Consider the following 16,137-nt stretch of genomic DNA (forward strand, 5'->3'; position numbering starts at 1 on the left):
AGGTTGCTATTTATCAATTAACTTACTAACGATATCAACAACCTCCTCTATTTTTTGATCTTTCTCGCCTTCATTATTTACCGCATCTTTAAGGCAAGTATGCATATGCTGAGTTAATATAAGCTTATTAGCTTTCTTAAGCAGCCCCTGTGCTGCTATTATCTGATTTGAAACATCAATACAATACCTTTCATCCTCAAGCATTTTAATAGTAGCTTCCACTTGTCCCCTACAAGTTTTCAAAAGCTGTAATGCTTTTTTCTTATCTGAGTTCATCACAACACCTCCACTCCCACCCCGTATAGGGGGGGTATGTTTTTAGTATATGTCTTCATTCTTATTTTGTCAACATATAACTTTATTATTTTTCCCTTATAAAAAAGAGACATAGTCTTACTATGTCTCAATATCTTTATTATTTTCTTTTAACCTTACTAAGTTCATTAAAGCAATAATTTATAATGTCGCTTCTTTTTATTATCCCTATAAATGTTCCATTATCATCCACCACTGGCACAAAATTTTGATTAACCGCTAGATTTATTAAACTCTCTATATCTGCATTGATTGAAACACTTTTATGAGAAAGTCTTTTAGGTATTTCACTAACCTTTACACTTTCTGTATTTATAAAGTTCAAATCTGGCGTATTTTTAAGCTTCCAAAGCAAATCTCCCTCTGTTAATGTTCCTACATACTTTCCTGATTTATCTATAAGTGGGATGGCTGTATAACCGTGATGCTCCATTCTCTCCATAACTTGTCTCATTGTTGAATCTGCGTTCTCGCAAATCACTTCATTCTTTGGTGTAAGAAAAAATGCTATATTCATAATTCTCCCCTTTATATCTAGTTAGATAGTTATTCTGTATAATTCTATTTTAACATAAATTAAGATAGCTTGTCAGACTTAATATCATATATTGCTTTGGAAATACTAGCAATATTTTCCCTGCCTTTCTCTCCTTCTCCTTTAGTACATACGCATAGAATATATGGCTTGTCCGTATAAATTATTCCTATATCATTTATATAGTCAGCATAATCTCCAATTTTATGTGCAACTTTTTCATATGGTATATATTTATCTAACCTATCATGTGAACTTGTATTCTTCATTAATTCAATAATTTCAGAATACATAGGGTTATCAAATTGTCTTTCGTAAAGATTTTGTAGGATTATCTTCTCCTGCTTAGGTGTAAGTAAATTATTATGATTATTCATTTCAATTCCTGTTATTTTAGAAATATATTCATCCTTACTTCCTACAACTCGTTTCAACATATTTGTAGCTATATTATCTGACTCTACAATCATATCCTTAAGTAACTCATCTATAGAAATTTTTTGATTTACTTTAATATCCCCTTGAAGAACTCCTGCGCCACCTTCATAGTCATATTCTTCATAAGCAATTTTATCAGTTTTACTTAATTCTTTATTTTTTATCTTATCTGCAACCATCATTGCAATGGGCACCTTTACTGTGCTAGCTGCTTCAAATTCCTTATTTTCATTTAATACATATTCAGAACCAGTTGTTAGGTCATAGTAATAAATTCCATAAGCCTCCTTATTTGAACCAAGTATAGCTTCTACTTTTTCTTTAATCTTATCCGTTATTTTATCTGCTTCTTCTCGTTCCTTCTTTTTAATATCTTCTTTAACTGCTTCTGCTTGAGCCACTTTAATTCTTTCCTCATCTGATTCACTTCTATTTTCTACTATCTTTTTCTCTTCTAATAAAACACTTGCACTAAATCCTACTATCAAAGCTAGAATAAATATAACTATTCTTTTCTTATTTCCCTTATTATTTTTAGTAATATTTCTTCTCTTATCCCTCACCTTATGTTTACACACAATATTATCCCTCCACGTAATTAACCTTCTATTATTTCTATTCCGGCAATCCTCATTAAGTAGACAGCATTTTGAGTAGTACTTTTTCCCCTTCTTAACTTATAATCGAAATTTATTCTATTATTATCATAAAACTCCCTAAAATTATAATTTTCTATTTCCCTCATACTTTCTTCAAGATCGCATAACTCCAAATCATGAGTTGAAAGTAAACCTATTGCACCATTTTCAGCTAACTGCTTAACTAGAACTGTTGCACCTATATGCCTATCCCTAGAATTGGTACCTTTAAATATTTCATCTAATAAAAATAGTACCTTCTCTCCTCTTTTACATGCTTCAATTATTAATTTAATTCTTAATATTTCTGCATAAAATGAAGATATACTTTCCTCTAGATTATCCTTAGTTCTCATACAAGTATATATATTCATAATACTGCATCTAAAACTCTTAGCACAGCTCGGTGCCCCTATATAGGCTAAAACAATATTAATACCTACAGTTCTTAAAAATGTACTTTTTCCTGACATGTTTGACCCAGTAATTAAAGTAATTTGTTTAGGTGAGTTTAACTCATAATCATTTGCTACAGCTCTATCTCCAATAAGTGGATGTGATATACCTACTCCATTAATTTCTTTATCTTCAGTAATTTTAGCAAAAGACCACTCTTCGTGATCAAAACTAATATTTGAAATACTGCAAAGGGCATCAAATTCACCCATTACCTCAAGCCATTGCTCTATTTTATCTCCGTTTGCCTCTTTCCACCTATTTAAATTATATAAAATAAATACATCAGCAAATACAAATACATTAATTATAAAGAAATAGGCATTTCCTGCCGAATCGCCTACCCAATCTAATAAGCTTGATAATTTTTTCATTTCAACTTTGCAAGATATATTTGAATCTTCATTAAGTTTCTTTTTCAAATTTTGAAGATAAGAGGATTCAAATTCTTCGTCTTCAATTAAAGATAGAATATTAGAATATGATTTGACACTATATTTTATAGAGTGAAAAAGTTTTATAACCTCCTCTCTATCCTTAGTTAAAACTTTTATAACTCCATAATTAACTATTAAGTCTAATATTAACATAGATGGTGTAATTACTTTGGTTATTGCTAAAAATAATCCTATAAGGGTTATTGCTATAAATGTAGATGCAATAAGTATTTTGGTCTTATTACCACTACTTTCTTCTTTGCTCCATTTAATTAAATCCTCAAGCTCCTCACCCTTACTTTTCTTAAATGTAGCATCTACATATAACTTTTGTCTCCATTCAACCTTTTCTCCAAGCTCTTTAATTGCTATTTGCTTCTCTTGTATTTCTTTCTCAGTAGGAAGTCTTTTTAGTGATAGAAGTTCCCCTAACTTCCTTCTACCACTCTTTGTTCTAGTTGTATTAATCATTTGAAATAAAGAGTTTTGTCCAAAAACATCTAGGTCCTCACAGAATGGATGTCCTTCTTCAATTAAATCTTCCCCCTTATCTACAAAAGACCTATATTCACCATTTAACCTTTTGATTCCTTTATTATTCACCTCAAGAATTAACTCAAGCTTCTCTCTTCTATTTATCTTCTTACCATGTATTGTTGCAATAATTATAAATGCTGTTACTCCCATAAATAAAGTTAATCCTGCATTTAATGTTCCTGAATTCTTATATACTTTATAAATAGCAAATCCTGCTACAAGTACAATTAATAATCTAGCCCATCCTATTTGTGCAATTGATTGATTTAACTTATTTATTTCTTCATTTGCTTTTTTTATATTATCATCATAAAATTTTTCAGCTTTATTCATAATTATACCTCTCTTTTATTCTATAATTCTAAGATATCATAGTATAGTGTAAAAACCAATATTTAGTATTACCCGAAATAAAATAAGCAGAATAAATAATTTTAATAATTATTTATTCTGCCTATTAAAAATCACTCTACTTCATTGAATTATATATAACATCTAAATTATATCTCATAGCTTCAATATAGCTCTTTCCTTCGACTTTAGTCTCTAATGTATATATACTTTCAACTTTTCCACCTATATCAGTTGCATATGATTCAGCTTTTTTATTCGAGTCTGTTCCTTCTGAAAAGATAGTTGTAATATTATTATCTATGCAGTATTTAATTAAATTCACCTTATCTTGAGGGCGTTCTTCTCCCTCTTCCCCAAAGATATCATTTATTGACTTTTGTTGTAATCCAAAGTCTCTACATAAATAGGCAAAAGCTGCATGACTTGTTACAAAGTCTTTAGTTTTTATATCTGAAAACTTAGTTTTATATTCATCATATAATCCATCTAATTCAGCCTTAAATTTATTGTAGTTCTCTTCATAGTAATCCTCATTATCTGGATCTACTTCTACAAGTGCGTTCTTTATGTTATAGCTTTGGCTAGTTGCTCCCTTTAAACTTAACCATAAGTGAGGATCTGTTTTATTACCATTTCTTATTATATCTGCATCCTTACTACTATCTATAAGGTTTATATCCTTCCCTTCAAGCTGACTTAACCAATCTTCCATCCCAAGACCATTATATATAAATAGTTTCTCATTCATAACCTTTTCTAAATCCCTTGGCTTAAAATCAAAATCATGAGGTTCTGTGTTTTCAGGCACTAAAGTAGTTACTTCTACCTTATCTCCGCCTATTGCCTCAGTAAATTCTTTTAATGGACTTATAGAAACTGTTACTTTTAATTTATCACTAGTTGTATCTTCATTTTTAGTATTACCACATCCTATTAAGGCAATTGGTAAAATCATTAACATTGATAATTTTAATAATATTTTTTTCATTTTCCACCTCTACTTGTTGCATATGATTTGCATTTACAATTCTATCTTCATCATAACCCCTTTACTATTTAATGTCAATTACTATTTAAAATATAAAAAATGACCATCATTAAAATGATGATCATTCTTATTTATGCTTTAAGCTTTTTTGACAATCTAACTATATCGTATATATCTACTATACCATCTCTATTGAAGTCCTGCTTTTCATTCCATCCACTTTGTCCTTTTGATATATTATATGAGCTTGCTAAAATAGCTAAATCTTTAGTATCTATTATTTTATTCCTATCTAGATCTTCCTTTTCTATCCTGGTTTCTCCTGTATTTATAAATTTAATGCTATCTGCCTTAGCATATCCTAATTTACTCCAATCATATTCTCCATTAAACCTACCATCTGTAACTGGAGTTGTTCTTTCTGAATAAAACTCATAACAGCTTGTCCCATTAACTAACTCAGTAGAACCATATAGCAATGCAACTACTGATCCAATATGACTAGAATTATTCGTTTTCGGCGCTGTAGCAACCTGATACAATGTACTTCCACTTATATCTGTAACTGGAGTTGTTCCTGTGTACATACCTAATTGATAGTAATTATAATCTTTCATTTTAGATATATTATTACCTGCCATCCTATAATCAGCTAAAAATGCATAATGAACTGCTTTATCTGACCAATAAGGATCTGCAGCATATTTAACATTTGCTCCAAGAGCCTTATCTCCTAAAAATCCCCCATAATAAGTGAAGTTACTTGGATCTGCATAACCTCTTGATATATAATTTTTAGCAAAATCCGTAACACAATCTTCTATACTAGTGAATTTACTAGCATCACCTGGCCTATTATCCTGTGCATTTAATCCAAAAAGATTGTTTTTATCTTGTGCATTAGCTGATACTCCCCAATCAGATTCATTAATTGCAACTCCTAGCATTAGTAATCCATTAACACCATATCTATTTTGAGCATCTATTATAGTTTTTCCGATTCCTTTTAACTTACTTCTTTCATAATGTTTGTTATTCTTGTCTTCTGCTATCAACCTGTCTATAGCCTCTAAAATGAACTTATCTATTTCAGACGCTGTATAATCTGTTTTTGTCCTAAATGGTAAGTACTTATAATAAGAGTAGTATGGATCATTAGGATTAACAGCTGATTTGTTAGTACCTGATTTAAGATCTCTTGTTAAAATAGTTAATCCATCTCTTATATCCGTTCCCTCATAAAAATATTTCCCATCATAACTTGAGTATTTTTTCCCTTTTTCTAAATAACTAGGTGCTACCCCAACCATAGTTGTACTTTGAGTTGCCCCTGGATTATCCATACTAGTAATAATAAAATGATACAATATACCATCCTCCACAAAATAGTAAGATGGATTCTTTACTTGACTCATAGGAACAATAATTAAATCCCTACTACTAGTGGTTCCATATCTATCAATTTTTCTATTAAGCCAACCTTTATATCCTGATATAAGAACTTTTGCTTCATTCTCCCTCTCTTCTACTATAGGTGCTTCACTCATATATCCATCATTAATATAAGTATATGCATTTTTAAGTTCTGGATCTGAATAGAAAAATGAATTTGTTTCTTTCTTAGCCTCTTCATTTGTATAGTATCTCCATAACCTTCCTATGGATTCTGTTGCATAAGTAACAACACCTTCATTATTAATAACAGCTGGAGTTATTCCAGAATCAGAATTTTCTTTTCTTAGCTTGTCCGCTTTTTCAACTGCTTCTTTATATGAATCTGCTCTGTCTGCATAGATATAACTCATATCACTCTTAGCAATAGCAATTTCATAATTAGCACTTGTTTTCTTAACTAAAGTCTCATATTCCTTTGTAACCTCTTTAAACTCTTCTGGTTTAAATGTACTCATTCTAGCTTTAACCATTATATTATTTGATTCTTCTTCACTTACTAAAATTGTTTCTTTAGTAATAACTTTTTCATATTTGTCATCAGCTGCACTTACATAAATCTGTGGTAGTAATAACGATATTAATACTACTGTTGATATAACCTTCTTCTTCATAAATAAACTACCCATCTCCCTTTTTTTAATAATCCATATTCCTATTTTATGTTACATCTACCAAATACTGTTTGCAATGTTTAATCATAAAAGAAATATATTAAAAGTTTATTACACAAAGAAAAAAGGAGCCTATAGCTCCTTTAAATAACCTTATAAATAAATTAAATTTGCCTCTATCCCCTTCTCAGCAAGAATATCCTGTTCTCGTTTCTGACAAGTGAATATAAGACCTTGACCCTTAAGCTTATCCTCTATAAGCAAAAGAGCCTTCTCCCTACGAACATCATCATATTGCACAAAAGCATCATCTAAAATTATAGGACACTCTTCTCCTTCAAATAGTAACTCAACAAAAGCAAGTCTTAGTGACAAATATAATTGATCCCATGCCCCATTACTTAAATATGTTCCCTTAAATAAATTGCTACTATCTCTAACCATCATCTCATAGTTATCTGCTAGCTTAACCTCTTCATATTTACCATTTGTAAGTCCTTTAAAGTTATCAGCTATTTTACTATTTATCGCTGGCCCAACCTCTCTCCTGATTTCTCCAAAAGAATCTTTAAGGGTTCCTAATGCTATCTCAAGTGCTTTAACTTTTTTCTCACCCTTTTTGATATCACCTTCAACATCTTGAATATCTTCTTCAATAGCAACAATACTTCTCTTGCCAATCATCCTTGTGCTAATATTATTTTCAAGATCCTTTATATTCTTTTCACACTCTATAAGTTCACTTGATTTTTTCTTTTCCTCAATCTCTATTTCATCTTCTGATTGATATGAATATTGATTATCTTCATTGATAATATCTTTAAGTTCTTCTTTTATTGCATCTATATCTCTATCTTTTAAAAGAGCTTTATATGTTTCCTCCATAGCAATTAGATTTTTCTGAACTTCGTCACGCTTTTTAAGTTTACCCTTATACTCCTTAATATAGACTTCAATATCTAATAAATTCCCCAAATCAAGATCCATTACTTCAAGCTTCTTTTTAAGTTTTCCTTCTCTATCAGCTATCTCTTCTTCTAATACAATAAAACTCTTTCTTTTACTTTCAACTTCAGACTCTAATGCATTAATATCTCTTGACAACTTTTCATATATAGATATCTTCTCTAGAACCTCATCAACATTTATACATCCAGATACATTTTTCAATGAATTAATCATCTCTAAATTCTTTTTGAATTTACTCTTAATACTATCGTAGCCATCTACATTTATCATTTTTTTCTTTTCTTCAATCCTAAGTATAGCTCTATCCTCATAATCTTTATATAATGAATATTTTTTTAATAAAGACATTAATTCACTAAAATCCTTTGCTTTTAATTTCATCATATATTCATTTAATCTTTCTTCTATTACACTAATATCTTTATTTAATCTATCTATTTCCTCTTTCGCCTTACTTTTATCATTTAATTCTTTCAAAGCTGAAGTACTTTTAAATGTAATTAGAGCTCCTCCTCCAATTAATAGTAATCCTACTATTAGAATAGGAAGTCCTAAAAATGATAATCCAGAACCTATTGCTATTACTACAAAACTAATAATCCTATTAGTTTTTTCTTTTTTAATTTTATAATCTAAATTTTTATCTATCTTATTTTTCTCAACTATAAACTTAATCTCTCTAAGAGCCTCTTCATATGTTCTAAAGTCACCTTCTATTTCATCCTTCATATCTTTTACTAAAACTACATTTCCTAGAAGCTCTCCTCTTCTAGCCAATTCATCTTCTTCTTGGCTAATTGAAGAATTAATTTTATTCATATATTCAAGCTTTTCTCCTAAGGTCTGCTGTTCATACTTTAATGCTATAAGTTTATCTTTTATATCATCTCCAAATAGATTTATAAATTTATAGTCCTCAATTTCTCTCTCTAACAGCTTTAGTTTTTTCTCATAATCTTCTAACTCTTCCTTAAGCTCCTCACTTCTATCTAAAAAGTTCAAGTAAATCCTATTATCTTCTTTAAGGCTATCTATAAAATTTTCATCAATTATATCTCCACCTAAGTCATTTTGAATTTCCTTTTCCCTTCTTTTAAGCTCCTCAGATTTTCTTAGATAATTAGTAATGTCTTTATATTCTTTTTGAAGGTTAATTCTCTTTAAATATTTTTTATATACTTCAAGTTTGCTTATCTCTTCCCTTAATGTATCTCTCTTTTCTCTCTCTAAAAGAAGATCGTTTTCCCATTGAAGATTTTTTTCTGCTAAATTATATCCCTCATATCTTTCCTCAAGTAAATCTGAATATTTCTTTTTTAATATATCTAAGGATCCTACCCCTCTAGTTGTAGTAAATTCTTTCTTAATTGCCTCAAGTTTCTCTAACGCCCTTGCTGCAGGTATTTCATCTTCTCCACATCCAAATAGAGTAGTAATTCTATCCATAATTTCTTCTTCTTTATCTTTAGTAAAAGCAACAGCAAGTTGGCCTATAAATAGGGTTTTTTCAAAGGTTGATCTATTAATTCCAAGAAAACTTTTACCTGGCTCATCAAGATTTATGTCATTAACCTCTTCTCCTGTCAATCCATCTACTACTATAGAACTATCTTCTTTCTTTGTTGTTCCAAAGGTTCTTTGTAATATATATTCTCTTCCTTTGTGCTCTATAAGAATAGTTCCTTTTATTGAACCTCCCTTAAAGGGTAAATACCTTTTCCTATCACCTTCACCTTTCCCTCTCTTTTGTGGAAGTCCATAAAGCATACTCTTTATAAAACCTTCAATAGTACTTTTACCTTTTTCATTCTCTCCGTATATAATATTTAATCCTTTCTCAAAGGTAATAACTTTATTTTCAATGCCTCCAAAGGAATCTATTCTAAGTTCTTTAATAATCATCTATCTTCACCTCATCTTCAGACAAACTAGCTAATCCAACCTTTAGTGCCATCATTATTAGCTCTTTATCCGCCTCTGTTTCGGCTTCTTCTAATTCCTTCATAAGTTTCTTAGCAAAAATTCCCTTAACCGAATACCCTCTAGAAATTTCTTCAAGATCTAACTTAAGCCTTGTTTTATCTATAACCTTACAAAAGTAAAAATCCTTAATAAGCTTTTCCCTTAATATTTCTTCATCTATATTAAATTCCTCAGAAATTTCTCCCTTTAAAATTAATTTATATAAATTTTCTTTTCTATCTTCTTCTTTTACTGCTTCTAGAATTTTATTCCTAACCTCTTCATATCCAAAACTATCAGATATATCAACCTCTACTTCCTCGTAATTCCTCTTAGAGGTTCTTACAAAATCTAAATCCACTGCACCTTTTGAAACATAACCATAAATTATTCCCTTATCACCAAGTTCATCAAAACCTCTGCCTTGTGGACATCCACTATAAGCAAAGAATGTTGAACCTTCCTTGTTAATACCACTAAATCCATGACGATGACCTAGTGCAATATAGTCCATTCCACTATTTGAAATATCTGATATAGTAATTGGATTATATTCATTTCCTTCTTGAGAATTTGATAATTCTCCATGAATAACCATTAAATTTATTCTATTATCCACCTCTGAAAATCCATTAAGTATTGAGCTTCTTAAATATTTTTCTTTAAATCCAGCTCCCCATACATTAATATCTAATTCACTAATATATACCTTCTCAATATCCCCTTTAAAAATGTGCACATTATTAGGCCACTTAATTAACTTATAGAATGAATTATTCCCATAAGGATCATGATTTCCCGGACTAATAAATACTCTTGTATTATCTAATTCTTTAAATGAATTCTCTATAAAATATAATGTTTCTCTATTTAAAGTAAGATTATCGAAGATATCCCCTGCTAACAATAAAATATCCACAGACTTTGCCTTACAAATGTGGATAATTCTCATAAATACTTCTTTTAATTCCTCTTTATTAACTTTACTTTGCTTTTCTCCAACTTCCTTAAAAGGTGTATCAAAATGAAGATCAGCAGTATGTACTATCTTAACCTTTTTCATATTATCACCTATCCATCGAACTTTTGTTCTCATTTTATCACATTTTACTTATTTAAAAAAGTGTCTATCCAAGTATTTTAGCCACCTTTATCTACTTTTTATTTTTAATAATCGCTTCTTTTAGATTAATTGGTATTATTATACATATTTTTCTTTATTCCCTTGTTTCCTTTAATCTTATTAATATATAATTATTACTGAGATTATTTGAGGGGGAATGATAAAATGAGGACTTTAAATAAAAAGAAGAAGTTTATTATATTTTTTATATTGGGAATAGCACTACTTTCAACTGGCGTTTTTTTTACATTAAATAATTTTAATAATAATAAAACTCCCCAAAAAGAAACTATAATAATAAATGATAATACAATAGCAAATAGAGAATCAACCTCTTATAAAGAATGGGACCCTACAACGACTTATAATAAGGGAGATAAGGTTTCATATAATGGTAAAATATATGAGTCAAAATGGTGGACACAAGGTGAGTCTCCTGAATCTAATTCATCAACTGCATGGACTCTTATTGGTGATGCTGATGTTAACATTAAATTTAATGATGATGATGATATTGAAAGCCCATCTACTGAAAATCTGTCTAATAGTGATTTTAAAGTTGTTGGATATTTTCCTGAATGGAAACCTAATAAAGAAAAAGAAATACAATATAGCAAGCTTACTCACATAAATTATTCCTTTGCTATTCCTAATAGCGATGGAACAATAAAGGATTTAGATAATCCTGACTTAGCAAAAAAAATAATAAAAAAAGGTCACAGTAATGGTGTTAAAGTATTGCTTGCAGTAGGGGGCTGGGAATATAATGGTTCACCTCTTGAAAATACCTTTATTGCTGCCACAGATTCAGATTCAAAATGTAAAAAGTTAGCTAATAGTATTATTTCTACAGTTGATAAATATGGATTTGATGGTGTTGATATGGATTGGGAACATCCAAGAACTGATGGTAATTCTAAAAATCAATATGCTAGTTTACTTAAATACCTTAAAGAAGGATTAAAGAAAAAAGATAAATTACTTACAGCTGCCGTTCAAGCCGGTGTTAATGCTGATGGCGTTATTAGTTGGGATGCTGCTGGTCATTTAGATTCTGCTTTAGATACTTTAGATTGGATCAATGTTATGGCTTATGATGGTGGTGATGGGGATAGACATTCTTCTTACGACTTTGCAGTTAATTCAGCAAATTATTGGAGGAAAACTCGTAAACTACCTGCTAGTAAAGTTGTTTTAGGTGTGCCTTTCTATGGAAGACCTAGTTGGGCATCTTACGAAGATATATTAAAGGCTGATAATTCTGCTTATAGAAAAGATAAAGCTACCATTGATGGTAAAGAAGCCTATTATAATGGAATTGATACTATTAAGAAAAAAACTGAATGGGCTAAGGATAATGTATCTGGAATTATGATATGGGAAATTTCACAAGATACAACAGATAATGATAAGAGTCTAATAAATGCTATTTATGAAACAATAAAATAATCAGACTTAAAAAAGCTATAGTTAAATAATTTGTAAAATTAATTAACTATAGCTAATTAATATTCAACTTTAAACTACTTTTGTTCCATGTATTTCACTAGCACCAGTATACTCAAGTAAGAATTCTCTATTTTCAGTATTTACACCTTTACCAGGCATTATAGATATTCTACCATTTGAATACTCAACTAACTCTTTTAAATTATCTTTTCCTTCCATAGCATTACTAGCTCCACCCTTAGTTAGGATTCTATCTACGCCAAGTTCAACTAACTCATCTATAGCAACTTTTTTATCTTCTATTTCATCAAATGCCATATGGAATGTAACACTCATTGGCTTAGCTAATTCTACTAACTCCCTAGTTACTTCTCTATCTACTCTACCATCCTTAATTGCCCCAATAACTACTCCATAGGCTCCAAAATCTTTACATAGTTCAATATCTTCCTTCATTATTTCAACTTCATCTTTAGAGAACGTAAACTCTCCACCTCTAGGTCTTATAATAACCATTACTGGAATATTTAGTTTCTCAACTGCCATTTTAATAGTTCCCGCACTAGGAGTTGTCCCATCTTCCTTTAAATTATCACATAATTCAATTCTGCTAGCTCCCTTTTCTGCCGCTATAATTGCATCTTTATAACTTCCAACACATACTTCAAAAATCTTCATAAGTTCTTCCTCCGTAAAATTATAAGTTAACGTTATCATTTATAAAATAACATAATAATAAATATTATGTACATTAATATTTATTTTTTAAAATATTAAACTAATAGTTAACATAATATTTTGATAATTATAGTTTTCTATCAAATAAAAAGAAGGAGGATGATTACTATCATCCTCCCGGTAGTTAAAATACGTTTTTTAAGTTAACATTCTGGTGGTGTAATCTCCATAATGATATCCTCCTGCCAAGTAAGATTCTAGTAGGTGTTTACTATAACTTACTTTCGTATTCTTCTACCATTCTTTTGACCATTTCGCCACCTACGGAACCACATTGTCTTGAAGATAAGTCTCCATTATAATCTGAGAATGGAACTCCTAACTCCTGTGCCACTTCGTTTTTGAATCTGTTTAATCCATTTTTAGATTCAGGAACTAATGCTTTATTTGACATAACGATCCCTCCTTAGCTTACGGCTAATTATAGGATATTCAACATTTCTATTGAATCATCCTACACTATTATATTGTCCATATAACCTTTATATATTCTTTTTAATTTAAGGAAGTTATTCCAACTTTGACCTAACTTATTTTTAATTTTTGACCAACATAAATTTTATTAGGATTTGATATTCCATTTAGCTGAGCAATTTTTTGATAGGTTGTTCCAAACTTAGTAGCTATACCAGATAGAGTATCACCTGGTTTTACAGTATATATAGTTACGGTTGATGAACCTACACCAGATACTAAAACCAGATCTCTAGTATAAACCCAACTCATTATTTCTTGCAATAATGCTTCATTCCCATTAATCTGCATTACAGTATAAATATTTGATTTAACCCAGCTAGGCACCGCTTGTCCTGTAGCATAATAATCTCCTATTACTCTTACCCTTGAACCAACCATAATACTTCCTGATGGATTCACTGATCCTGATCCACTTGGAACTTTAATTTGTTGACCTACATATATTTTATTAGGATCTGATATTCCATTGATATTTGCTAACACTTGATAAGTTGTTCCAAACTTCAATGCTATTCCTGATAAAGTATCTCCTGACTTAACTATATATATATCAGTATTTGGATTTTCAGGTTTAGGTGTTGGTGGTGTAGAACTTCTACTTAAAAATATTCCCTCAGTAAACTCATTCATATCACAGTTTCCTGCTACTCCTGGAACATTTCCCTTATCACTATACTGAAATCCTACCCAATCATTCCATATAGGGTTTGACCCTGGAGCAGATACTCCATAATGAGCTATCCAAAGTGGGTATACTCCTAATCTAGTATCTATATTTGAATTTGCGAAATAGGTGTAAGTGTATACAACCAAATCTTTACCTGTTAATCTCTTAACCTCATCAATAAATTGTAAAGCCCTTGATGTTAATTCTACTTTTCCCATACCATCAGCACTTTCAAGATCTATTGCTAATTTACAATCTGGCACCCTATTTCCTATAGTATTTACGAAATGATTTGCTTGAGCTATTGGATCTAGATTTCCTCTGAAAAAATGATAAAACCCTACATCTAATCCTTGTGCCTTTGCATTTTGATAATTTTGTGAGAAAAATTTATCTACAAAGCTTACACCTTCGGAAGTTTTCATATAAACAACTTTTATACCACTATTTTTAACTTGTACAAAGTCTATATTCCCCTGCCAATTGCTCACATCTATGCCGTCGTAATTGGATGAACTTCTACTTTGCATATACTTAAACACATCCTTTCTATAATAAAATATGTTTAAGTATCACTTTTTTCTACACTATTTATTAAACTAAATGAAAAATTTCCAAATTATATATTTTTATGAAAATAAAAAAGATCTTAGCAACTATGCTAAGACCTTTATCTGGCAGGGGCAGTAGGATTTGAACCCACAACCAATGGTTTTGGAGACCACTACTCTACCGTTGAGCCATACCCCTAAGACGAGATTAATTGTAACATGATAAGGATTACCTGTCAACTATCATTATAAAAATAATTTTTATAAAACTATTGTATCCTGATTGAAGTTACTTTATAATGATAATATATTTTGATAGTCAAACTATTTTACTGTCAAAAGAAAGTGAGGGTAACGAGATATGAAATTTAAATCTTTAAAAATTGGGGAACTTGTTGCACCACTTCCTATAGTTCAAGGTGGTATGGGAATAGGTGTATCTTTATCAAATCTAGCTTCTGCAGTAACAAACGCTGGTGGAATTGGTGTTATATCTGCTGCACAAATAGGTTATAGAGAAAAAAACTTTGAAAATAATGCATTAGCCTGCAATCTAAAGGCTCTTAAAGAAGAAATCCGTTTAGCTAAAGAAAAGTGTCATAACGGTATCTTAGGCGTAAATATAATGGTTGCTACAAAAGCCTATGCCGAACATGTTAAGACTGCAGTTGAGGCTGGAATTGATATTATTATTTCTGGTGCTGGACTACCTACTATGCTACCAAAGCTAGTTGCAGATTCAAAAGTTAAAATAGCACCTATTGTATCTTCCTTAAAAGGAACTAAAGTTCTTTTAAAACTTTGGGATAAACGTGATAATGTTACTGCTGATATGGTAGTTATAGAAGGTCCAAAAGCTGGTGGACATTTAGGGTTTCATGCAGATAAAATAGAAATTGAAATAGACAACTTTGATAAAACTATAACTGATATAATTGAAGAAGTTAAAAAATATAGTGTTAAATACAATAAAGATATTCCTGTAATAGTTGCTGGCGGTGTCTTTGATGGTAATGATATCGCGAAGTATTTAAGTCTTGGTGCTAACGGTGTTCAAATGGCTACAAGATTTGTTGCAACTGAAGAATGTGATGCGGCTATGGAATTTAAGGAAGCATATATTAATGCAAAAAAAGAAGATGTTGTCATTGTAAAAAGTCCTGTTGGAATGCCCGGAAGAGCAATATTAAATCCATTCGTTAACCGTACTAAAGAAGGTCCAATTAAGGTTACTAAATGTTATAATTGCTTAACTCCATGTAATCCTGCTGATACTCCATACTGTATTAGTAAGGCTCTTATTAATGCTGTTAAAGGAAATATTAGTGAAGGATTAGTTTTCTGTGGTGAAAATGCTTCTAGAATTAATTCTATTACAACCGTTGATTCTCTAATGAAAGAACTTAAAACTGAAATTATGAATGCATAACATATTTA

Annotated in this window: 13 protein-coding genes and 1 tRNA gene; 2 read left to right on the forward strand and 12 right to left on the reverse strand. The window is 30.3% G+C overall.

The window, feature by feature from the left end:
- Positions 1-6: 6 nt before the first annotated feature.
- The 8 genes from ACSYT2_RS12575 to ACSYT2_RS12610 form a co-directional block, all read right to left on the reverse strand.
- Positions 7-276 carry a metal-sensing transcriptional repressor gene (locus tag ACSYT2_RS12575; RefSeq protein WP_430855568.1) on the reverse strand — a complete coding sequence of 90 codons (270 nt, stop codon included), beginning with the start codon at positions 274-276 and terminating at the stop codon, positions 7-9.
- Between the two features lie 139 nt (positions 277-415).
- Positions 416-832: a CBS domain-containing protein gene (locus tag ACSYT2_RS12580; RefSeq protein WP_430855569.1), complete on the reverse strand. Its 417-nt coding sequence runs from the start codon at positions 830-832 to the stop codon at positions 416-418.
- Positions 833-891: 59 nt separating this feature from the next.
- Positions 892-1,866 (reverse strand): serine hydrolase, encoded by a 975-nt coding sequence (locus tag ACSYT2_RS12585; protein ID WP_430855570.1) that lies wholly within the window; start codon positions 1,864-1,866, stop codon positions 892-894.
- Between the two features lie 20 nt (positions 1,867-1,886).
- Entirely contained in the window at positions 1,887-3,689 is a 1,803-nt protein-coding gene (locus ACSYT2_RS12590) for a MutS-related protein (RefSeq protein WP_438384892.1), read from the reverse strand.
- 136 nt (positions 3,690-3,825) lie between these two features.
- Positions 3,826-4,698, reverse strand: a complete 873-nt coding sequence (locus ACSYT2_RS12595) for a metal ABC transporter solute-binding protein, Zn/Mn family (RefSeq protein ID WP_430855572.1) — start codon at positions 4,696-4,698, stop codon at positions 3,826-3,828.
- Between the two features lie 131 nt (positions 4,699-4,829).
- Entirely contained in the window at positions 4,830-6,764 is a 1,935-nt protein-coding gene (locus ACSYT2_RS12600; protein WP_438384893.1) for a glucosaminidase domain-containing protein, read from the reverse strand.
- Between the two features lie 153 nt (positions 6,765-6,917).
- On the reverse strand, positions 6,918-9,635 hold the full coding sequence (locus tag ACSYT2_RS12605) for an AAA family ATPase (RefSeq protein ID WP_438384894.1): 2,718 nt from the start codon (positions 9,633-9,635) through the stop codon (positions 6,918-6,920).
- Positions 9,625-10,758, reverse strand: coding sequence for a metallophosphoesterase family protein (locus tag ACSYT2_RS12610; protein ID WP_438384895.1), 1,134 nt, complete (start codon positions 10,756-10,758; stop codon positions 9,625-9,627). Before ACSYT2_RS12610 ends, ACSYT2_RS12605 begins: the two co-directional genes overlap by 11 nt.
- 225 nt (positions 10,759-10,983) lie before the next feature.
- Here ACSYT2_RS12610 and ACSYT2_RS12615 point away from each other — a divergent pair, with 225 nt between their 5' ends.
- Positions 10,984-12,267, forward strand: a complete 1,284-nt coding sequence (locus ACSYT2_RS12615) for a glycosyl hydrolase family 18 protein (RefSeq protein ID WP_438384896.1) — start codon at positions 10,984-10,986, stop codon at positions 12,265-12,267.
- Between the two features lie 69 nt (positions 12,268-12,336).
- Here the strand turns inward: ACSYT2_RS12615 and ACSYT2_RS12620 are convergent, their stop codons facing one another.
- The 4 genes from ACSYT2_RS12620 to ACSYT2_RS12635 all read right to left on the reverse strand — a co-directional run bounded on the left by ACSYT2_RS12620 (position 12,337) and on the right by ACSYT2_RS12635 (position 14,899).
- Positions 12,337-12,945, reverse strand: coding sequence for a copper homeostasis protein CutC (locus tag ACSYT2_RS12620; RefSeq protein ID WP_430855579.1), 609 nt, complete (start codon positions 12,943-12,945; stop codon positions 12,337-12,339).
- Between the two features lie 271 nt (positions 12,946-13,216).
- Complete coding sequence (locus ACSYT2_RS12625; RefSeq protein WP_430855580.1) at positions 13,217-13,399, reverse strand: alpha/beta-type small acid-soluble spore protein; 183 nt, start codon at positions 13,397-13,399, stop codon at positions 13,217-13,219.
- A gap of 131 nt (positions 13,400-13,530) precedes the next feature.
- The gene (locus tag ACSYT2_RS12630) at positions 13,531-14,679 is read right to left on the reverse strand and encodes a GH25 family lysozyme (protein WP_430855581.1); all 1,149 of its coding nucleotides are present in this window, start codon (positions 14,677-14,679) and stop codon (positions 13,531-13,533) included.
- A 145-nt stretch (positions 14,680-14,824) separates the two neighbouring features.
- A tRNA-Trp gene (locus ACSYT2_RS12635) sits at positions 14,825-14,899 on the reverse strand.
- Positions 14,900-15,061: 162 nt separating this feature from the next.
- On the opposite strand from ACSYT2_RS12635, the gene ACSYT2_RS12640 reads away from it, so the two are divergent.
- Positions 15,062-16,129: an NAD(P)H-dependent flavin oxidoreductase gene (locus ACSYT2_RS12640; RefSeq protein WP_438384897.1), complete on the forward strand. Its 1,068-nt coding sequence runs from the start codon at positions 15,062-15,064 to the stop codon at positions 16,127-16,129.
- The last annotated feature ends 8 nt before the right edge of the window (positions 16,130-16,137 follow it).

Source organism: Clostridium zhoujianii (assembly GCF_051590805.1).
Lineage (GTDB): Bacteria > Bacillota > Clostridia > Clostridiales > Clostridiaceae > Clostridium.